This window comes from Bradyrhizobium sp. SZCCHNRI1009 (assembly GCF_032487575.1).
Lineage (GTDB): Bacteria > Pseudomonadota > Alphaproteobacteria > Rhizobiales > Xanthobacteraceae > Bradyrhizobium.
The window spans coordinates 251,487-271,290 of the sequence record NZ_JAUEUL010000005.1 but is presented as its reverse complement, the minus strand read 5'-3'; the positions used below and the strand labels follow the sequence as shown (position 1 = coordinate 271,290).

Below are 19,804 nucleotides of genomic sequence, written 5' to 3'. Positions count from 1 at the left end.
GAGATTGTTTGCGCGCCAAAATACCAGTGGGTTTACAAGATTGCGCGATGGAGAAATGGTACCTTGCGGAGAGGAAGCAAGGGAAGCTGTCATGGGGATTTTCGGCAAATACCGGCTTTGGGCGGGCGCCATCGGCAATGGCTGCGTTCAATGGATAGGCGAAGCGGTCGTAGGATTGTTGCCGCTTTTCGCATATCTCCTAAATCACGGCTTCGGAAACGACTCATTTTTCACGGCACTGTGCGACGATTCTGCCCACCAACCTTACGCGCTTTATGCAAAGGCTTGTGGTGACTACCCCGATAGCCCGCTCGCAGAGGTATGCGTGTTAGCCGTCGTCATCTCCGGGCTATCTCTCCTCTCAATAGCGCAATTTGCGAGAGGACGACGCCAAACACCCAAGAATGCATTGACATATTTGATGATGCTTTTGGCGATTCTGTCTCTGGTCGCCGGAACGCTTTTTTATGCGCGAATTACCTCACATTCCAACGGCGGGCACGAGGAGTGGACTTACGTCACGCTCGGGGTCGCGCTGGTCAGCTCGTTCGCGCTTGCCATTCAGGAATCGATCGCGGAGTTTCGAACAAGCGACCAGTATCGCCGCGGCGTTGACCTCGAACCTAGCGCGCCTAGCCAACAATCCGAATAATCTTCCACTCTTTGCATGCAAGCTTGTGTGCGTTGTGCGTAGCCTGTCGCACGAAGCCGCCGATCGGGAATGTTCTCGCCACGTCCGCATCGAGCTGAACGCGGACGCCGGTCATTCGGTCGCGAAGGTCTGCAGTTGACCAGGGACAAGCTCGTCAACACGGGGCGGAATTTAATCTCCTTCATCCGGCCCGCACGGTGAAGCGTCGAGCAGTGCGGCGAACGTCGCGGACATCTCACGCCAAGATCAGCTCGCCGCGACATCTCCGCGGGCGTGCACGCCGCGCGCGAACCGTCCGAAGCGCAGCGCCAAGGTCGGCAGCACCAGCAGGTTCAGCGCCATCGAGGTCAGGAGACCGCCCAGGATGACCACGGCCATCGGTCCCTCGATCTCGCGGCCCGGCTCGCCGGCGCCGAGCGCGAGCGGCAGCAGGCCGAGGCCGGTCACCAGCGAGGTCATCAGGATCGGCACCAGGCGGTCGGCGGCACCGGCGATCGCGGTCTCCAGGGTCCAGGCGCGGCCTTCGGCGACGACCAGATGCTCGTAATGCGAGATCATCAGGATCGAGTTGCGCAGCGCGATCCCGAACAGCGTCACGAAGCCCACCATCGAGCCCAGCGACAGCACGCCGCCGGTCAAGGCGACCGCGATGACGCCGCCGACGAAGGCGAACGGCAGGTTGATCAGCACCAGCACCAGGTTGCGCCAGTGCCCGGTGACGAACGACAGCAGCAGCACGATGCCGATCGTCGCCAGCAGCGAGTTCACCAAGAGGTCGCGCCGCGACTTGGCCTGGGCCTCGGCCGCGCCGGTGAACTCGACATGCGCGCCCGGCGGCAGCTTGACCTCCTTGGCGATCTTCCGCTTGGCCGCGGCCACGAAGGATTCGAGATCGCGCCCCGCGACGTTGGCGGTCACGGTCTGGACGCGCTGCCCATTGCGATGAAGCACGACGTAGCGCCCCGCGGTGCCATAGACGTCCGCGACCTGCTTCAGGAGGATGTAGGCGCCGCTCGGCGTCCGGATCGGCATGTTGCCGATCTCGGTCGGGCGTGCGGTCGCATCGGGATCGAGCTTGACGATGACGTTGAAGACCACGTTGCCTTCATAGGCCTGGCCGACCACGTCGCCCTGATAGGCGGTGCGGATCAGCTCCAGCACCTCGACCGCGTCCAGGCCCCAGGATTGCAGGTCGGTGGGGCGCAGCGTCACGTTGACCTGCGGCATGCCCGGCGGCGACTGCTGCTGGATGTCGATCGCGCCCCAGACCTCGCCGAGCTCGCGCGCGATGTCGCGCGCCGCGCGCTCGAGATCGTCGAGATCGGGGCCGAACACGTTGATGACCACGGCGGCGTTGAACCCGGACAGCGTCTCCTCGATGCGCTCGGTCAGGTAGGTCTTGATCGACAGGTTGATGCCGGCGAAGTTGGCGAGCGCGGCGCGGATGCGCTGCTGCGCCAGTTCCTGCTGGTCGCCTGACAGCCCCGGCTTCAGATCGACCTCGATCTCGCTCGAATGCGTGCCCGCGGTATCGACGCCGGCTTCGGCGCGGCCGGCATGCTGCGCCACGCTGCGGACCTCGGGGACACCCTTCAGGGCCTCGGCGATCAGCGTGCCCAGCCGCAGCGATTCGTCGAGCGAGGTCCCCGGCAGTGTCGAGACGTGGAGGATCAGGTGGCCCTCCTTCAGGTCGGGCAGGAAGGTGCCGCCGAAGAACGGCACCAGGCTTGCGCCGCCGGCGGTCACCAGCACGGCCGTCAGCATGACCGACTTGGGAAACCGGCCGAGCCGCCGCAACAGCGTCTCGTAGTGGCGGCGCGACCAGCGCACCAGTGGCGGCTCGCGTTCCTCGCGCGGCTTTTGGCCGGCCAGCAGCAGCATCGACAGCGCCGGTGTGACCGTCAGCGCGACGATCAGCGAGGCGACCACCGCGAGGATATAGGCGATGCCGAGCGGCCCGAACAGCCGGCCGGCGAGGCCCGGCAGCGCAAGGATCGGCACGAACACCAGCAGCACGGCGAAGGTCGCATAGGCGACCGCGCCGCGCACCTCGAGCATGGCATCGTAGACGACGCGCGCTTCGCTGCGCGGCGACGGCAGGCCGCGGTTCTCACGCAGCCGGCGCACCACGTTCTCGACGCCGATCACGGCGTCGTCGACAACCTCGCCGATCGCGATGGCGAGGCCGCCGAGGGTCATCGTGTCCAGGCTCTGTCCCATCCACTGCAGGGCCAGCACGGCCGAGAGCAGCGACAGCGGGATCGCGGTGCAACTGATGACGGAGGTGCGCCAGTCGTAGAGGAACAGGAACAGCACGATGATGACCAGGGCGCCGCCGATCAGCAGGGCGAACAGCACGTTCTCCGTCGCCGCATCGATGAAGGTCGCCGGACGAAACAGATCGGCGTGCAGCCTGACCTTCTCGCTGTCGAGCGCCGGGCGCAGCTCCCGCAGCGCGGCCTCGACGCGCGCCGCGACGTTGCGCGTGTTGGCGCCGAATTGCTGGCTGATCATCATCATGATGCCGGGCTGGCCGTTGATCAGCGCGCCGCCGATCGGCGGCTCCGGCGCGTTCGTGACCGTCGCGACGTCGCCGAGCACCACGCTGGCGCCGCCCTGGTGCAGCAGGACCGTGCGCGCCAACTGCTCGGGTGTGAGCGACTGGCCCTGCGTCTGCAGGATGACCCGTTGATTGGCGGTGTCGACGAAGCCGGCACCGCGCACGCCGGTGGCCTTGCGCGCGGCCGCGACGACGTCGTTCATGCCGACGCCGAAGCGGACCAGGTCGTCGGATCGCACCTGCACCTGCAGCGACCGGATGTCCCGGCCATAGGTCGTGACCTGCGCGACGCCCGCGACGGCCAGCAGCCGCCGGCTCACGGTCCAGTCGGCGATGGTGCGCAGATCCATCAGCGAGCGCTGCTCGGAGGTCAGCCCGATCGCCAGCACGGTGCCGGCCGCGGGCACCAGCGGCGTCATCGATGGCGCCCGCACGCCCTGCGGCAGGCTGCCGGCGACGACCGCGAGTCGCTCGGTCACCAATTGCCGCGCCCGGTAGACCTCGGTGCCGGGCTGGAAAATGACCGAGATGACGGACAGGCCCTGGATCGACGACGACCTCATGCTCTCGACGCCGGCGAGACCGTTGATCGCGGTCTCGATCGGCTGTGTTACCAGCACCTCGACCTGTTCCGGACTGAGCCCGGGGGCCTCGGTCTGGATCGAGACCTGCGGCGGGGCGAATTCGGGAAAGACCGCGTAATTGGCGCTGCCCAGCGAGAAGATGCCGTAGCCGAGAATGGTGCAGGCCAAGGCCAGCACGATGCCGCGAAAGCGGATGGCAAACGAGATCAGCGCCGCCTGGGGGCCGGCCGCGGCGCCGCGAGCGCCGTCAATCATCGTCGCCGCCGCCGCGCAACTCGCTCCTGGCCTCCTCCGACAACAGCACCTGCGCGCCGCGCAGGACGATCTCGGAGCCCGACGGAATGTCCTGCACGACATAGTCGTCGTCGGACACCGGCTGATCGGTGCGGATCGGATGGCGCTTGAAGATCTCCGGACCGGCGCGCAAATAGACCCACGAGCGGCCCTGCCATTGCACGATCGCCGTGTCCTCGATGAACACGCCGTCGAACGACTTGCCCGAGGGCACATAGGCGGTGGTGTTCATTCCCGGCAGCAATCCGCTGTCGCCGGCGGCGACGAAGTAATAGCTCACGCCCTGGATGCGCGGATCGGTTCGCGGCGCAGCCGACAGATAGCGCAGATCGATGTTGGCGCTGCGGGTCGGCGCCTGCGCCAGCGCGGCGCGCGGCGGCTCGGCCAGAGTGACGCCGGGCGGCAGCGTGACCTGCACCAGCAACTGCTCGCGTTCGATCAGTTGCACGACCTGCGGCGAGCGCTCGATGATGCCCTTTCCGATGACCGCGCCCCATTCCTGCCGCGCCGTCGCCATCAAGGTCTTCACTTGCGATTCCGCCGCGGCCAGGGAGGCTTGATCGGTCCGGAACGTGCCCTCCGCCGCCTCGGCGTCCTTGCGCGGCATGGCCGCCGACTGCACGAGGTCGCGGGCGCGCTCGAATGCGAGCCTTGCGACGTCGAGCTTCGCTTGCGCCGTCTGCAGCTGCGCCTGCGCATTGGCGTAGTTGTTGGTCAAATCGGTCAGCCTGGCGACGTCCAGCACCGTGCCGTAGGCGCGAAATTGCTCGGGATGGGATTCCGCCGTCAGGACGGCGGTCTGGAGCCCGATCTGCTTTTGTTGCGTCGCGGAAAGCTTGACCGACGCAGGTTCGCGCTCGGCCGGACCGGCAGTCTGCGCCTGCGCGCGCGACGGCAGCGAAACCAGCGTGAACAGCACGGCACCGCATGCGGCCGCAGCCCTCGTCCGTTGCCTCACCATGCAGTCCCGGCCCCATCGATCGGGAAACGTCTGGACGACGTCGATGTCATTGCAACAACAGCTACTTCAGCTTCGAGGGTGTTTCAAGCAGCGTCGGCTGCAGAGCCATCGCATGGGATCCGGCGACATCCCCGGGCTTCTTTGGCGGGCCATCGTGTGGGGCACGGCGACGCCGTTTCGGTCGGATGCAATCACCGTATTCGGGGAGGGAACGACGCGGTGCCATGCACGCTGGCGCCAATGCTTGTGGCGCCGCCCCCTGCATGCGAGCCGCATACGCGGCGGGCTCGTGGCCGAACGGGGCCCTCAGCCGTGCTGCGGCGTGGACATCGGACGTTCGGCATGCGTCTCGATATTTCTTCTTGAGCGTTAGAAGTATTCTTAGACACATTCCAGCGTATTCGTCCGCAACCCAAGCTTGTTGTCGGCCACGCGCGCGACGCTACACAAAAAGCCAAGACTAACAAACTTCTTAGCTAAGATTTTCCTCATCGAATGACCCGGGATTTTTTCCCGATTCTCCGACGGGAGCGAGAATCGTCACATTCATCTACCTGTCGGGTCATTGATGTGACCTCACTTCGCCATACCCCTCCGCAACGAGTCGGGAGTTCCGTCGACGTTGCAGCGAGGCAAGCTTGTCCACTCTGAACCCACTCTCCGATCGCCCGGCGCACCGTGATCATGCGCAGGGCCATCCTTGTCGGTCAGCCTCTCGCCGAGCTTCCGCCGACGTTGCGGCCGACTTCAGAGAAGGATCTGTGCGATGAGCCAGCTGGTGAATGTGCGGCCCAACGAGGCCGGCGCGGGCGATCGCAAGGCGCAGGGCAGTGCAGCCGATCACGGCATGCGGCTGCTTGGTGCTATCGGCGCGGCAGCCCTGGAGCCGCAGTCGCCGACCGACGCCTGGGCGTCCTCGACGAGCGAAGCACTCGGCATGGGATCGGTCGTCGAGCCGTTGCAGGATGTGCTCGGCAGTCTGACCGAGATCATTCGTGCCGAGGGCTCCCCGGCGGAGCGTCAGCCGGATCATCCATTCGCCGACGATCATGGCTTCGCGCTCGACCAGGAGGAGCTGGCGGGCCTGCCGGGCGTGGTGATCAATACCTTCGATGTCGACGGTCCGGTCTGGCTCGCCGTCGAGGCGCTTGCCGCGACGGAGCCGCCTGCCATCGACTACGATCTCAAGACCTGGGTCGAGCCGTCGTCCGACCCCGACCGCCGTCCATCGCCGCACGAGAGCATCGTGGTCACGGTCGATGAGATCGAGAAGAACCGCCTCACCTTTGCCCGCCACGCGCGGCCCGAGGATTTTTCGCCGGCCCCGGAGCTGGGCGCCTGGACTGGACGGCTGCGCCTGGAGCAGCGTCCTGACCTCGTGCAGCGGATCGAGCGCTATATCAGCGGGCCATGGACCGCCTGGGCCGACACCGAGCGCATGCGCCGCCGGACCATGTCGATCCACCAGCGGCTGCGCGACATGGCGGCCACGGCCGGCGCCGATCAGGTCATGGAGGTCATGTGGGGCGTCGCGCTGTCGTCTTGGCGGCAGGGCGGGCGGGAATTCGAGTTGCCGCTGTTCGAGCGCGCGGTCGAGATCGAGATCATCGCGCGCCCGGATGCCGAGGTCAGGGTCCGGCCGCGTTTCGTCGGCGCAACCGTCAATTTGAGGGCGCTCGATGCCGTGGCGCCGGACGCCGCGCTTGCCGTGCGCGACAAGCCGGATCGCCTGGTCGAGGCGCTGGAGCAGCGCGCAGAGCTGTCGCCGTTCACGCCGATCGGGACCGATCAGATCCTGAGCGCCGCAGGCGTGCAATCCGGTAACAGGACGTCGCGCGATCCCGTGTCGTCGGACGGCACGCCGGCCATGGAGGCCGCCATCGCGGCGGGACGCTGGGTCATATCCGCGCGGCGGCGGCCGGAGAGCCTCGCCCTGCGCGACATCGACAGTCTCAAGACCGCGATCGAGCATGCGCCGCAGAGTGAGTGCTGCCTGTCGGGAGCCGTGAACGCGCTGCTCTCGCAGCCGGATGGACGTGGCCACGCCAATGCGCGCCGGCACCTGTCCGGCATCGTCGGGGGCCCCATCGACATTGCGCCTGCGCCAAAGCCTGCCGCGGTCGAGCAGGGTGATCTGTTCTTCCCGCTGCCGGCTGTCGCGGAGGATGTCGAGGTCGTGCGCGAGCTGTCGCGGTCGGATGGCCTGATGGTCCAGTCTGTCGCACGCGACGATCGGATCGCGGCGCTCGTCAACGTCGTCTGCCATCACCTCGCGCTCGGCTCGCGCGTCCTCGTCGTGTCCAGGGACGAGGCTGCACTTTCCCTGCTGCATCAGAAGCTGCCGCCGGCCATTCGCGAGCTGACCGTCAGCTCGACCGGCTCCGACAAGGACGTGCTCAGGAAGGCCGAAGCCCTGGCCGGCCGGCTGCAATCGATCCTGGACACGCCGAATCTGCGCGATCAGGTCGGTCAGATCGGCCGGCTCGAACGCGACATCATCTCGAAGCGCACGCAGATCGCATCGCTCGACGACGAGATCGCCGAGATCGTCCAGCGCAACCTGCGAGTCGCCGGCGGCTTGCCGGAGCTGCCGTTCGATCTGTTCAAGGCGCTGATCGGCGAACAGGCCGCCCATGCCTGGTTCACCGACCGGCCGCAGCGCCTGCTCGCGGCCACCGACCCGCTCGTTGTGGCGGTCGACAAGGCACGCGAGGCGCGGCTGCGGCTGGCCTCCGATCTCAAGCACATCGACGACGAGCTGCCGGACCCCGCAGTGCTGCCCGACACCGCCGCGATCCTGCGGCTGCACGCGGAGCTGCAGCACCAGGCAGGGCTGACGTCGGACGCGGGCCGCGACGAGGATCTCGCGCTCGACGCCATCGCGACCTTCGGGCTCGACGCAACCAACCGCCTGGCGGCCGATCTCGATGCGCTGGTGACTGGCCATCGCGCCATCGCGGAGGCGCCCTGGCTCGCGCGTCTGTCGCCGCTCGGCACCGCCAAGGCCGACGAGCCCGTGGCTCTCGACAAGGTCGTGGGCTGGGCGCGTGATGCGTCGTTCCAGCTGTCCCGAAGCGCCGAATTCACGAGGCGTCAGGTGCAGGCGCCGGTCGAGGCGTTCACCAGGAGGGATGCGATTCGCGTGGTCGAACGGCTTGCGGCCGGCGAGAAGCCGTTCGCGCGGTTCTCGGCCTCGCGCCGCGCGCTGAAGGCCGCCGTCGAGGCCATCACGGTGGACGGGGCTGCGCCGTCGAAGCCGGCGGACTGGCAATATGTCGGGCGCTTCCTGCTGTGGCGTCACGACCTGCATGCGTTGCGCGCGCGCTGGACGTCGATCGCAACGCAGATCGATGCACCCGCGCTTCAACTGGAATCGGCGCGCGCGTTCGATGACCTCGGGCACATCGTCAAGAGCGTCGAGGCCGCCGTCGTGACGGCCGCGCTCGCCGTCCGCAACGTGGCCGATGCCTGCTCCAAGCTGTCGATGCCGGACGGCGACGTCAGGGCGATGCTGGCCGATGCACAGCGGCTGGCCGCGTTCGGCGCGGCGATCCGGACCGTCATGACGCGCGTATCGGGACCGCTGGTCGAGCTCGCTCGCCTGGGCGAGTTGTTCGCCCGGGCGGGAGAACTCGCCGTCTCTGTTCAGGATGACGTGCTGTCGCGGGTCGGTGACGCCGAGACGGAGCCCCAGGAGCTCGAAACGCGGTGGACAGGCATTCTCGCAACCATGGAGAAGATCCGCGAGGCCGGCCCGGACTACGAACTCGTCAGGACCGCCTGCCGGATGGCGACTGCAGCGGGCGCGCCGAGTCTGGCGCAGCGGCTGCGGTCCGCGCCGGCCGTTGGCGAGGCGAAGGATATGGCGACGCTCGCGGAATGGGGGTCGGCCTGGAATTGGGCCGTGCTGATGCGGATCGAAAGTCCGGAGGAGCGTCAGCTGCTGCATGATCTCGCGGCTCAGCGCGCGCGGCTGGAGACGCGCTCGCTCGCGCTGTTCGAAGCGGTGATCGGCACCCGCATGTCGCTGGCCATCGCGCAGAATGCCGGCGGCGCCGTCAGGCAGGCGTTGAAGCGGTTCAGGGACACGATGCAGAAGATGGCGTCGGCGTGCTCCGGTCCGACCGCGCGCCGGCTTCGGTTTGCCGCGCGCAGGTCTCTGGACGGCTGGCTCGAGGAGATCCCCTGTCACGTGATGCCGGCCTGGCGTGTCGCCGAGTTGCTGCCGGCCCGGATCGGCACCTTCGATCTGCTGGTCGTCGACCACGCCTCGCGCTCCGATCTGCGCGAGCTGACGGCGATGCTGCGGGCTCGCAAGGTTCTGATCAGCGACGCGCGTCACGACGACGAAGCCTCGGTCGAAACCGGCCGCAACGATGCCGGTGTCAGACACACCGAGGCGACCGCGCTGCGCCGCGTTCCGCCGGCGCTGCGGCGGCTGCTGATGCCCGGTGCCTCGCTTCGCGATCTCGCCGAGATCCTGTTTCCCGATCGCATGATCGAGCTGCGTGCGCGCCCTGCCGGCGTCGAGGCGGCCTCGGTCACAGCTCAGCTGCTGCCCGCCGATACGTCCAGATCGGCCGATGCACCAGCCGCCGAGCTGCCGCGGCCGGCCCGCGCGGCTGCGCCGGCGCCGAAGCAGCGGCCGCAGCCGCGGCAGGTCATCACGACGCACTCGCTCGAAGAGGAGATCGCCACTGTCGCGAAATATCTCTCGATGGCGCGCCGCTCGGGGACGGACATCGCCACGTCTGCCGCGGGCAAGCCGAGCGCGCCCGCGATAGCGCAGCGTGCCGAGAGCCGCGCGGCTGCGCCCAAGCCCTCGCCGGAGATTCGCGTTCTGCGCCGGCGTCCGCCGCGCGAGCTGGCCGCGGACATCGTGACGCCGGCTTCGGCTCCGCCCGAGCTTCCGGCCGTCGAGGAGCCGGCCACGGTCGAGCCGACCCAACCGCGCGCGACCATCGTCGCCGAAGCGCCGATCATTGTCGCCGATCGGCTCGCGGTACCGCAGCGCCCTGGCGAAAGCAAGGTGGTCACAGCAGAGATCGACGCGAAGCCCACGAGCGCCGCGTCGGCAGAGCCCGTGAAGACAGGCGTCGTTGCGACATCCGCTGCGGCAGCGGCTTCTGCCACCACTGAGCCTGCCGCCGCTGCCGCGGCTCCAGCCTCTGTTGCGGAGTCCGTAACGCTGGCGGCAGAGATCAAGATTCACCCTTCTCTCGTCGAGATGGCGTTCAAGGCGACGGAGAACGCCGCGGCACCACGCCGCCGTGTGCCGAGCCGGCGCGTGATGGCAGTTGCCGCGGCCGGGCTGCTGGCGATCGTCGGTGCGGCGGTGTCCTGGGAGCGCGCGTCGGAATGGATCCAGCCGGCCCTGAGCGGTGCGACGGCAGCGTCCGCGCTGCCGAGCGAACCGGGCGCCCGCAAGGTCAATGCCGAGCGGATCACGCCGGAGGCCAAGCCGGCGATCGCCGCTGCGGCCGAGGAGCATGCCACCGTCGGCATGAGCGTGCCGGTCAGCACGCCGGCGCAGGCGTTCCTCTATCACGAGGATCCGCAGGATCCGAAGGGCAAGCGTTATCCTGGCAAGGTCACCTGGTCGATCGAGCAGAGCAAGGGGCCGCGAGTCGATGCGGCGCCGGCGATCAAGGGGGAGATCGAGATCGAGAACGGCACCAAGGCCACGATCTCGCTGCGGCGGAACGCCGACATGGAGATGCCGGCGAGCCACATCATGGAGCTCAAGTTCGACTGGCCGGATCAGTCGGTGAGCGGCCTGACCAGCCTGAGGGGCATCGGCCTGAAGGGCGAGGAGGCCGAGCGCGGGACGGCGCTGGTGACCCAGACCGCCCGCGTGACGCCGAAGTACTTCATGGTCGCGCTGTCCGCCAACGAGGTCGATACCAAGCGCAACCTGATGCTTCTCAAGGGCAAGCAGTGGTTCGACATTCCGATCGTCTACGAGGGCGGCAACCGGGCGCTGCTGTCGATCGAGAAGGGATCCGACGGCGACCGCGTGTTCAAGGACGTGTTCGCCAGCTGGGGTCAGTAACGGGGTTGGCGGGCATCACGAGCGAGGACAGCATGAGCGAGAGTTCAGCGTTGCAATGGCTGCGGGCTCCCAAGCTCGCCGAGGATGCGCTGCCGGAGGATTCCCGCGCGGTGGCTTGCCGGCGCTGCGGCCGCACGGTGCAGGTCTCGCTCAGCCCGATGCGTCCGCCGAGCTTCCTGCGCGTCGAGGATCAGGTCGAGTGTCCCGAGGTGCAGGAGCGCTGGACCGGCAAGAGCGAAGGCGGGCTGCTGCTGATGATGTGCGGCGCGCTCGAGCAGTCGCTCGATGCCGAATGGGAGACCGCAGAGCCGGAGGGTGCGGCTCGACGAGAAGCTGCGCCAGTCTCTCCGGTGCGCCCGTCGCTTGCGCCGGCGGCGTCCGGTCCGGACAGATGGGACGACGGCAGCGACGATGATCAGGAGGAGACGGGTGAGGGCGGCCGGCTGAACGTCCTCCTCGCACCGGCTCCAGGAAGTCGCAAGAAGCTGATCCGCGGAGCGCTCGGCGTCGGGGTCCTCGGCATCGTCTTCCTCGGCGGCGTGCTGCTGCCGTTACGCGAGATCAGGCTGCTGATTCAGGCGCCGCCTGGGTCAGGATCATCGAGCTCGCAGCAGGAGGCGCAGTCCGCCGTGCCGCTGCCTCCGCCGCGCCGGATCCTGCTGGAAGCCGCCAGCGCGCCCCAGGACGTTGCGCGATCGCCGTCCAGCGCCTTCATCGCGCCGCGTCAGCCGGCTCCTGCACTCGAGGCAACGCTGGCGCGATCATCCGGCACCGCGGCGATCCCGCCGGCGCCGGACGCCGAGCCGAAGCTGCTCGTGCCCGAGCTGGTTGCGATCGCCGGCGGCAGTTTTGCGATGGGCGGCGACGACGAGTCCGAGCAGCCGTCGCATCAGGTCAGCGTGCGACCGTTCTCGCTCGGCAAGCATCCCGTGACGATCGGCGAGTGGAAGCAGTGTGTCGCGGCGGCAAGCTGCGCCGACATCGCGGCCGGTGCGGATGATCGTCCGGTCACCAACCTGAGCTACGACGACACGCAGGCCTATCTCGCCTGGCTGTCGAAGGCGACCGGCAAGGCGTTCCGGCTGCCGACCGAGGCCGAGTGGGAATATGCCGCGCGCGGCGGCCAGCGCACCCGCTATTGGTGGGGCGATCGCATGCGCCCGGGGATGGCCAGTTGCAAGGGCTGCAACGGCACGGGGGACGCCGAGACGGATCAGCCGCCGAAGATCGGCAGTGTCCAGGCCAATCCTTACGGCCTGTTCGACATGGGCGGCGGCGTCGGCCAGTGGGTCGCCGACAACTGGCATAAGAACTACAGGGGCGCGCCGGCGGATGGATCGGCCTGGCTCGAGGAGGGCAGCTATGCCCGCGTCATCCGCTCGGGATCGTGGAAGAACGGCGCCGCCGATGCGCGGGCCGGCAGTCGCGACCGCTATGACGGCCGCATCCGGCATCCGACCCTGGGTTTCCGCGTCGCGCTCTCACCATAGGGGATTTGCATGCTGCCGAGGTCTGCGCGACTCTGCCTTATCCTGACCGCATCGCTCGTGCTCGCGCCGTCATTGGCGCCAGCCAAGGGAACGAAGGCTGCGAAGGATGCCCGCGTCTATTTCATCTCTCCTGCGGATGGGGAGACGGTGACCGGGCCCTTTATCGCTCGCTTCGGACTGCGCAACATGGGCGTCACCCATGCGGGCGACGATTTCGCCGGCAGTGGCCATCATCATCTTCTCGTCGACGTCGACGAGACGATGCAGGCCGGCGAGGAGATTCCGCGTGACAAGAAACACGTTCATTACGCAGCGGGGGAGACCGAGGCGCGGATCGAATTGTCGCCCGGCAAGCACACGCTGCAGCTCGTGCTGGGTGACACCAGGCATCTCAACTTCGATCCGCCGGTGATCTCCGAGAAGATCATGATCACGGTGAGCAAGCCGAACGGAGGCGAGCAGGAGGCGCGCGCGACACGCAGCGTCACCGCCCGAAACCGACCGCAGATCCGATCCGTGCCGGCAGAGCCGCCGGCCCAGCCCGAGCCGTCGCCGGAGATGACGAAGTCCCCCGAGAGCTCCGACTTCATCAGCCGCGTCTTCTCCGGGACGAAGTGACGACCTCTCCATTCCCAACCAGGGCTATCGCATATGAAGATCTGAGTGTTTCGCTGCGCTGCCTCCACGTTGTCATGCCCGGGCTCCGTCCCGGGCATCCACGTCCTTCCCAGGATGCCGAACGACGTGGATGGCCGGGACGGAGCCCGGCCATGACGGTGTGGAAGGAGCCGACCTCAAACTTGTATCGTCAAGTGCGATAGCCCTGATTCCCAACGGCCGGGCGCGTGATGCGCGTCGGCTTGCGCGCGACCGTGGGACGCAAGCTCGGTCGCTCCGCGAGGATCCATCGCTGAGGGCGGCGCCTGTCGCGCGATGGCGGCAAGGACGATCCGCCATCCGGCAACGGCCGCTCGTCCGGACGCGCGTCCATGGCAGATCCCGGCGCAAGCGGGGACGTCGTTGCCGAGGCATCCGAGACGTCGTTTTCCTGCAGCGACTCGCCATCCTGGTCGGCAGTCCGTGTCGGCAAGAGTATCGCCCGCGTCCAGGATCAGGATGGCCTTGCCGTTGTCCGCACGGATGTGCGTCTGACGGCCGCGAGATCCGTTCGCAAGCAGCCGCATCGTCATCGTCCACCACCGATCTCGATCTGGTCGTGCGAACGATCGCGATGCTCAGAAAATTTTTCTGAGGCTTAAGGTCGCAGCCTTGTCGCTGTCGGTTCCTTTCTCGCCTCATCATGGTCACAGCGGCAATCGGGCGGGAGTGTGGTCCCGCACGCCGCGCCGGCCACGCCTTGTGCGGGAGCAAAGCGCATACGCCTCACGACGATGCTGCTACATCCTTGCGAATCAATATCAGTTGCAACGCGCAGGGAACCCGGCACGGGGTCGAGTCCTGAAGAGATCAGTAGCCTGTTGACATGGTTCGATCCTGACTGGACCGCATGTGAGTTCGCATCTCAGCGACATTGCGGCCGGATGCGGAACGTTTCGAGCCGCGCCTGCGTGGTCGAGGCCATCCACCGCGGACGATGACGTCCAAGTTTCGTTGAAATCTCCCTCCCCTTTGTAGTCCGCGCATCGAGCGCTGTTGGCGCCGATGGCGCAGTCTTCGAGGAGGAATTTCATAATGAAGGTCATCAAACTGTTAGGCGTGGTCTTGGCGGCGGGTCTGGCGTCGGGCTCCGCGGCGCTCGCCGACGGCTACAAGGATTGCACCAGGCTCGACAAGGCGTCGTGGAAGACCACCGCCGAAGCCGAGGCGAAGGCGAAGGCCGCGGGCTACGAGGTTCGGCAGACCAAGATCGAGGGCACCTGCTACGAGGTTTACGGTGTCAAGGGCGGCAAGCTCTATGAGCTGTTTTACAGCCCCGAGGACCTCGCGCTGAAGCACACCAAGGCGAAGTGATCTGATGGTCATGCGTGACGCAGGCCCGGCGCAGCGGAGCGTCGTCTCCCCGACGCCGGCGAACTCACGTCCGGGGAGCGTGGCGGTCTGGGATTTTCCGCTGCGTGTCTGGCACTGGTCGCTCGCGGGCTTCGTGCTCGTCGCCTGCGTCACGCCCAACACCTTCGATCGCCTGCACCGCCTGGCGGGCTATGCCGTCATCGGTCTTGTCGCCTTCAGGCTGATCTGGGGACTGATCGGCAGCCGCCACTCGCTGTTTGCGCGGATCGGCCTCAAGCTGCGGGCGGCGCCTCAGTACATCGTGGGCATGCTGCGCGGAGAGACGGGACGCTATCTCGGGCTGAACCCGGCAGGGGCCGCGATGCTGGTGGTGATGCTTGCGCTTCTGATCGTCTCGACCATCAGCGGCGTCATGCAGGTCTCGGTCCGGTTCTTCGGCGTGGGCTGGATCGAGCAGGCGCATGCGCTGTCGTCCAATGCCATCATCGCCCTGATCGCCGTGCATGTGCTCGGCACGGTGTGGATGAGCTTGCTGCAGCGGGAGAACCTGATGCGCGCGATGGTCACGGGACGCAAGCGCGTGCCGGGCATCATGCGCGCCGCGCCGGCGCGCAGCGTCGCACGCCAGAGCCCGGAGCCCGAGCCCGTGGCGGACGAGGAGCAAATATCCGTCGTCCCCGATCTGCCGCCCCTGCGCGTGAATCCGGCGCCCGGCGCCGCGAAGCCTGCGCGTATGCCGCGATCCCTCAGCGTTCACGACAGGCGGCTGGGGGTCGGCAGATGAGACGGCGGGCATCGGTCGTGTGCGCTCGCCGGCGATATGGGCGAGCAGGCCCGCGCCTGATTTCATTTCTGGTGCGCGCGAGGCTCGTCCGCACACGGCTCGAGCTGGATGGGCGCACACGCATATTGCGGTCCATGCCGCATGAGACCAGTGCGAGCGCGTTCCTTCGTGCATCTCGCTCGTACTCGTCTCGATGAGCCGGTGCATGAGAATCATGCAGGTGCTGTACGCAGCGTAAGCGGTCGATCGTGAGCCTCGTGTGGTTCGCGGCGTGCGCGACGGCGCTGCATGACCTGTCGTGTCTCATATCAGCACAGCTGCGAACTCAGGTGATCGTGCTGCTCCCGACCGCGGAGACCGCTGATGTTCGTCATTGTCATTCGGCGCGCATCGGCGATGCTCGAGCCGACGCGTCTGCGCGGCGCCTCGACGCCGAACAACTAATAAATTCGCGCGCTTTGTCGCACACAACGATGTTGTCAAATTTCGACACGGCAAATTGCCGCATTCGGGACTTCATAGTCGTTCTATGAAGTGTCGGAGACTCGTCGAAGCAGGCGAGCGCCGGAAGACGTTCGGCACATTCGGGTGAATTCGGGACAGGGACATACATCATGAATCTCTTTGGGAAGGGACAGGCAGCGGGAGCCGCCGTGCTGTTGATCGCGGCGTTCGCGCTGCCGGCAGGAGCGGCTGAGACGACCATCGAGATATCGGTCAAGGACAACAAGTTTCAGCCGGCGGAGATGAAGGCGCCGGCCAACACGCCGATCGTGTTCAAGGTCAAGAATCTGGATGGCGCGCCGGTCGAGTTCGAGAGCGAGCCGCTGGAGTTCGAAACGGTGATCAAGCCGAACATGGAAGGCGTCGTGAAGGTCAAGGCGCAGAAGCCGGGACGCTACGAATTCTTCGACGATTTCCATCAGGGCAACAAGGGCGCGCTGATCATCGAGTGATCCGGCTTCCGGTCCCGCGGCGCCGTGATGCCGGAATGCGTCACGCCGCGGGCGCCGCGCTTCGCAGGTTGCCGAACTCGACGGAGACGAGGCTTTTTGGAACGGGCAGCACGAGAGACGGTCGCTTCCAGACGTGGCATCGGTCGCGACGTCTCACGGTGTCAGGAGGAGACGGTGGCGATCACCGTGCTGCTCGTGACGCTGCTTGGAGCCGCGCCGTCGTCCGCTGAGACCGTCGTTCCGGGCAGCCAGGTGAGAGCCTATGCAGATCCCGGAGCCTCCGACGCCGGACCGGTGGTAGTCGTGCCCAATCGCCGCCGGCAGCCGGCGCGGCCTGCCAACGGCAACGGACCGCTGGTCATTCCGCAGGTGATCGTTTCGCCTGGTGGCGTCGAGCCGGAGCCCAAGGCGGCCACCCAGGTGGACGAGGCTCCACCGCCGCGGCCGCGATCTCCGGTCGATGCCGGAGCGGGCGCGCTTCCGCAGGCCGCGCGCCGCGAGCCGGCGCCGCGCCTGGCGCCTGTCCGCAATGGCTTCTTCGGCACACCGTCAGCCGGCCTTCTGGTCGGTGGCTGCCTGTCGACGCCGGGCCGGTTGTCGGTCACGAACGTCCCCAATCGCTGCCTGGACGCGCTGGCGTTCGCCGTCAGTCCGCCGCCGGCGACGCGCGGCGTGCTGCCGCGCAATCTGCCGCCGATTCCGCGACAGGATGCACAGCCGATTCCGCCCGTTCTGGCCGACAAGCCGAAGATGCGGCTGCCGCCGGTGAACAAGGGGCAGAAGCCGCAGGATGAGCCGCAGCCGCCGATGATGGAGGAAGACCCCTATGAGCCCAAGGGCATCACGGTGGGAAACTTCATCCTCAAGCCTGCGTTCGAAATGTCCTCAGGCTTCGACAGCAATCCCGGCCGTGTGCCGCAGGGCAAGGGCTCGGCCTTCGTCAGCGTTGCGCCGGTCCTGCTCGTGCGCTCTCAGTTCGAGCGGCATCTGCTCAACGCCGATGTGCGCGTCGGCTACATCGACTATGCAAAGCTCCGGCAGCTCAGCAGGCCTACCGTCGACGCCAAGGTGAATGGGCGCTACGACATCACCGATACGTTTGCGCTCAACGGCGAGGGCCACGTTGCCGTCGATGCCGATGATCCCGGCACGCCGCGCTTCGCCGGCCGGTTCGCCAGGATTCCGCTGGCCTCCACCGTCGGCGGCTCCGCCGGCGTCACCAAGCGGTTCGAGGAGGTCGAGGTCTCGACCAAGGCCGCCATCGACCGCGTCGCGTTCCAGAACGCGCCGCTCGTCGACGGCCAGATCGTCAGCAATGCCGATCGCAACTTCGTCCAATACGGCTCGCAGAGCCGCATCACCTACAATCTGACGCCGGAGATTCGTCCTTTCGTCGACGTCGCCGTCGATCGCCGCGTTCACGACATCGCGGTCGATGCCGAAGGCTTCCGCCGCGACTCCACCGGGACGGCCGTCGAGGCCGGCGTGACATTCAACTACGCCGACAAGCTGACCGGCGACGTCGCCGTCGGCTACCTGACGCGCCGCTACCAGGATCCGATGCTCAAGCCGGTCAACGGCTTCATTGCCGATGCCAATCTGACATGGCAGTTCGCCAAGGAGACGGCGATCGCGCTGGGGGCCAAGTCGCAGGTGGTGGAGATTACGGAGCCCGGCATTTCCGGCGTGCTCAAGCGCGACGTCACCGTCGGCGTCGAGCATCAGTTCGAGCCCTGGCTCATCGGCACGTTCCTCGCCGGCTATGGCGAGGACGCGTTCACCGGCACGACGCGGGTCGACAACCGCTATCTGGTCGAGCTCGGCATGCTCTACAAGTTCTCGCGCCTGCTTCAGCTCAGGGCCAGCGTCCGGCGCGAGGAGACGCGCTCCAACTTCCGCGAAAACAATCTGTCGGCGACCGTGGTGCAGGTCGGCGCCCGGGTGCAGTACTGATCGGCAGCCCGGCACGCACCCGCGCGCGGCATCTGTGGTCTTCTGAGGACGTGCCTGGAGATCGCGCTTCTTGTCGTGACGCAGCCAACAGTCATCCCCCGGGCAAGGCCGCAAGCCTGGAAGCCGGAGTTTCCCGCTCTGGCTTCGCCGTGTAGTACAGCTCCCCTGCAACGGGTGGACGCGCGGCGGGAGTGTCCGGCTCCAGTCTCCAAAATGAAATGCAGCGCCCACGACGTGAGCGCTGCCAAGTCCGGATCTGCGCGGCAGTCCGGCCGCGACTATTTCTTCTGATTGAAGTTCACGTCGAGGCTGAAGCTGAACTGATCGTCCGTCAGTCCGGACGGCGGTGCAGGCACAGGGTCGGAGCGGCGGATCATCGCCAGCGCGGCATCATCGAACATCGAGTCGCCGCACGACTGCATGACGGACGCGGACACCACCTTGCCGGCCCGGCTCAGCACCAGCGCCACCTTGACCGTGCCATTGTGCTTCTTGCCTTCCGGATAGCGCTTGTGCAGCTCGAAATAGGCGCTGATCTTGCGGCCCCAATCGTTGGTCAGCTTCTGCTTGTCCTTGCCCATTCCCGGATTGGGGGCCTTGGCCGTCTCGGCCGGCGGCGCGGCCTCGTCCAGCGCCTTGCGGGCCGATTCCTCCTGCGCGGCAGATGCGACCGACGCCTCGGCCTGCTGGGTCGCCTGCTGCTGTTCCTCCTTCTCCGGCTTCTTGGGTTCGTTCTGCGTGACGACCCGATCGGCCTCCTCCTCGGTTTCGGTCGGCTTGTCCTTGACGGCGTCGGACTCCTTGACTTCGGCGGTCTGCTGCATCTGCTCCGGCGCAGCTTCGGCCGCGTCGCTGTCGGGACCCGGCGGAAGATCGTTGTCCTCGACCTGGGGCGAGGCTATCTCGAGCGCGAATTCGGCGCCGGCCGCGCCGAGGCCGCCGTCCACGTCATTGCCGCTGAGATGGACGACCGCGAGCGCGGCGCCGCCACCGTGCAACATGAGGGCGCCGATCGCGGCTGAGATCCACAAGCGGCGCGACGCTCCCTGATACTTGTGTTCGACCATTCTTCAGTTCCGTCGTTTCACTGGTTTCAATGTGCAGCCTGGGCGGCGGCCTGTGAGACGCCTTCGACAGTCACGAGCTTGATCTTCGGATAGCCGCCGGTCCGCAGCAGCTCCATCACGTCCATCAGCTCTCCATACGCCACGCCCCGGTCGGCGCGCAGGAAGATGAACTTGTCCTTTGCGGCCTCGGGGATGTGCTCGAGCGTGCTCACCAGGCTCGCCCGCTTCACCTGCTCCTCGCCGACGAACAGTGTCAGATCCGGCTTGATGCTGACATAGATCGGCTTGTCCGGCTTCTTCTGCGGCGTGGCCGTCGATGTCGGCAGATCGACCGGCACGTCGACCGTCGACAGCGGTGCCGCCACCATGAAGATGATCAGCAGCACCAGGATGACGTCGATGAAGGGCGTGACATTGATGTCGCTGGTCTCGCCGAGATCATCGTCGCCATCGCCTTCCGAGAGAGAAACGGCCATGCGG

Annotated in this window: 12 protein-coding genes; 8 read left to right on the top strand and 4 right to left on the bottom strand. The window is 67.0% G+C overall.

Features of this window, described 5'->3' with window-relative positions; translation table 11 throughout:
• The first annotated feature begins 91 nt into the window (after positions 1-91).
• Positions 92-652: a hypothetical protein gene (locus QX010_RS12110; RefSeq protein WP_316179704.1), complete on the top strand. Its 561-nt coding sequence runs from the start codon at positions 92-94 to the stop codon at positions 650-652.
• Between the two features lie 246 nt (positions 653-898).
• Here QX010_RS12110 and QX010_RS12105 read toward each other — a convergent pair whose 3' ends face one another.
• Entirely contained in the window at positions 899-4,051 is a 3,153-nt protein-coding gene (locus tag QX010_RS12105; protein ID WP_316179703.1) for an efflux RND transporter permease subunit, read from the bottom strand.
• Positions 4,044-5,051 carry an efflux RND transporter periplasmic adaptor subunit gene (locus QX010_RS12100; protein ID WP_316179701.1) on the bottom strand — a complete coding sequence of 336 codons (1,008 nt, stop codon included), beginning with the start codon at positions 5,049-5,051 and terminating at the stop codon, positions 4,044-4,046. Before QX010_RS12100 ends, QX010_RS12105 begins: the two co-directional genes overlap by 8 nt.
• Before the next feature lie 766 nt (positions 5,052-5,817).
• Here QX010_RS12100 and QX010_RS12095 point away from each other — a divergent pair.
• The 7 genes from QX010_RS12095 to QX010_RS12065 all read left to right on the top strand — a co-directional run bounded on the left by QX010_RS12095 (position 5,818) and on the right by QX010_RS12065 (position 18,257).
• Positions 5,818-11,103 carry an AAA family ATPase gene (locus tag QX010_RS12095; RefSeq protein WP_316179699.1) on the top strand — a complete coding sequence of 1,762 codons (5,286 nt, stop codon included), beginning with the start codon at positions 5,818-5,820 and terminating at the stop codon, positions 11,101-11,103.
• 32 nt (positions 11,104-11,135) lie between these two features.
• Positions 11,136-12,593: a formylglycine-generating enzyme family protein gene (locus tag QX010_RS12090; RefSeq protein WP_316179697.1), complete on the top strand. Its 1,458-nt coding sequence runs from the start codon at positions 11,136-11,138 to the stop codon at positions 12,591-12,593.
• A 9-nt stretch (positions 12,594-12,602) separates the two neighbouring features.
• On the top strand, positions 12,603-13,211 hold the full coding sequence (locus QX010_RS12085; RefSeq protein ID WP_316179696.1) for a DUF4399 domain-containing protein: 609 nt from the start codon (positions 12,603-12,605) through the stop codon (positions 13,209-13,211).
• 1,074 nt (positions 13,212-14,285) lie between these two features.
• On the top strand, positions 14,286-14,564 hold the full coding sequence (locus tag QX010_RS12080) for a PepSY domain-containing protein (RefSeq protein ID WP_315802676.1): 279 nt from the start codon (positions 14,286-14,288) through the stop codon (positions 14,562-14,564).
• 10 nt (positions 14,565-14,574) lie between these two features.
• Positions 14,575-15,348, top strand: a complete 774-nt coding sequence (locus tag QX010_RS12075) for a cytochrome b/b6 domain-containing protein (protein ID WP_316179695.1) — start codon at positions 14,575-14,577, stop codon at positions 15,346-15,348.
• Positions 15,349-15,962: 614 nt separating this feature from the next.
• Positions 15,963-16,304 (top strand): cupredoxin domain-containing protein, encoded by a 342-nt coding sequence (locus tag QX010_RS12070; RefSeq protein ID WP_315802677.1) that lies wholly within the window; start codon positions 15,963-15,965, stop codon positions 16,302-16,304.
• A gap of 174 nt (positions 16,305-16,478) precedes the next feature.
• Positions 16,479-18,257: an outer membrane beta-barrel protein gene (locus tag QX010_RS12065; protein ID WP_410051944.1), complete on the top strand. Its 1,779-nt coding sequence runs from the start codon at positions 16,479-16,481 to the stop codon at positions 18,255-18,257.
• A gap of 278 nt (positions 18,258-18,535) precedes the next feature.
• Here QX010_RS12065 and QX010_RS12060 read toward each other — a convergent pair whose 3' ends face one another.
• Together QX010_RS12060 and exbD are read right to left on the bottom strand one after the other, a co-directional pair.
• Positions 18,536-19,324 (bottom strand): energy transducer TonB, encoded by a 789-nt coding sequence (locus QX010_RS12060; protein WP_315802679.1) that lies wholly within the window; start codon positions 19,322-19,324, stop codon positions 18,536-18,538.
• A 26-nt stretch (positions 19,325-19,350) separates the two neighbouring features.
• On the bottom strand, positions 19,351-19,800 hold the full coding sequence (gene exbD, locus QX010_RS12055) for a TonB system transport protein ExbD (RefSeq protein ID WP_315736414.1): 450 nt from the start codon (positions 19,798-19,800) through the stop codon (positions 19,351-19,353).
• Positions 19,801-19,804: the final 4 nt, after the last annotated feature.

What these genes read in the sequence shown, in the direction of transcription:
- QX010_RS12105 (WP_316179703.1), bottom strand. Translation starts at nt 4,051, where the DNA reads ATGATTGACGGCGCTCGCGGCGCCGCGGCCGGCCCCCAGGCGGCGCTG.
- QX010_RS12070 (WP_315802677.1), top strand. Translation starts at nt 15,963, where the DNA reads ATGAATCTCTTTGGGAAGGGACAGGCAGCGGGAGCCGCCGTGCTGTTG.
- QX010_RS12080 (WP_315802676.1), top strand. Translation starts at nt 14,286, where the DNA reads ATGAAGGTCATCAAACTGTTAGGCGTGGTCTTGGCGGCGGGTCTGGCG.
- QX010_RS12110 (WP_316179704.1), top strand. Translation starts at nt 92, where the DNA reads ATGGGGATTTTCGGCAAATACCGGCTTTGGGCGGGCGCCATCGGCAAT.
- QX010_RS12075 (WP_316179695.1), top strand. Translation starts at nt 14,575, where the DNA reads ATGCGTGACGCAGGCCCGGCGCAGCGGAGCGTCGTCTCCCCGACGCCG.
- QX010_RS12085 (WP_316179696.1), top strand. Translation starts at nt 12,603, where the DNA reads ATGCTGCCGAGGTCTGCGCGACTCTGCCTTATCCTGACCGCATCGCTC.
- QX010_RS12060 (WP_315802679.1), bottom strand. Translation starts at nt 19,324, where the DNA reads ATGGTCGAACACAAGTATCAGGGAGCGTCGCGCCGCTTGTGGATCTCA.
- exbD (WP_315736414.1), bottom strand. Translation starts at nt 19,800, where the DNA reads ATGGCCGTTTCTCTCTCGGAAGGCGATGGCGACGATGATCTCGGCGAG.
- QX010_RS12100 (WP_316179701.1), bottom strand. Translation starts at nt 5,051, where the DNA reads ATGGTGAGGCAACGGACGAGGGCTGCGGCCGCATGCGGTGCCGTGCTG.
- QX010_RS12095 (WP_316179699.1), top strand. Translation starts at nt 5,818, where the DNA reads ATGAGCCAGCTGGTGAATGTGCGGCCCAACGAGGCCGGCGCGGGCGAT.
- QX010_RS12090 (WP_316179697.1), top strand. Translation starts at nt 11,136, where the DNA reads ATGAGCGAGAGTTCAGCGTTGCAATGGCTGCGGGCTCCCAAGCTCGCC.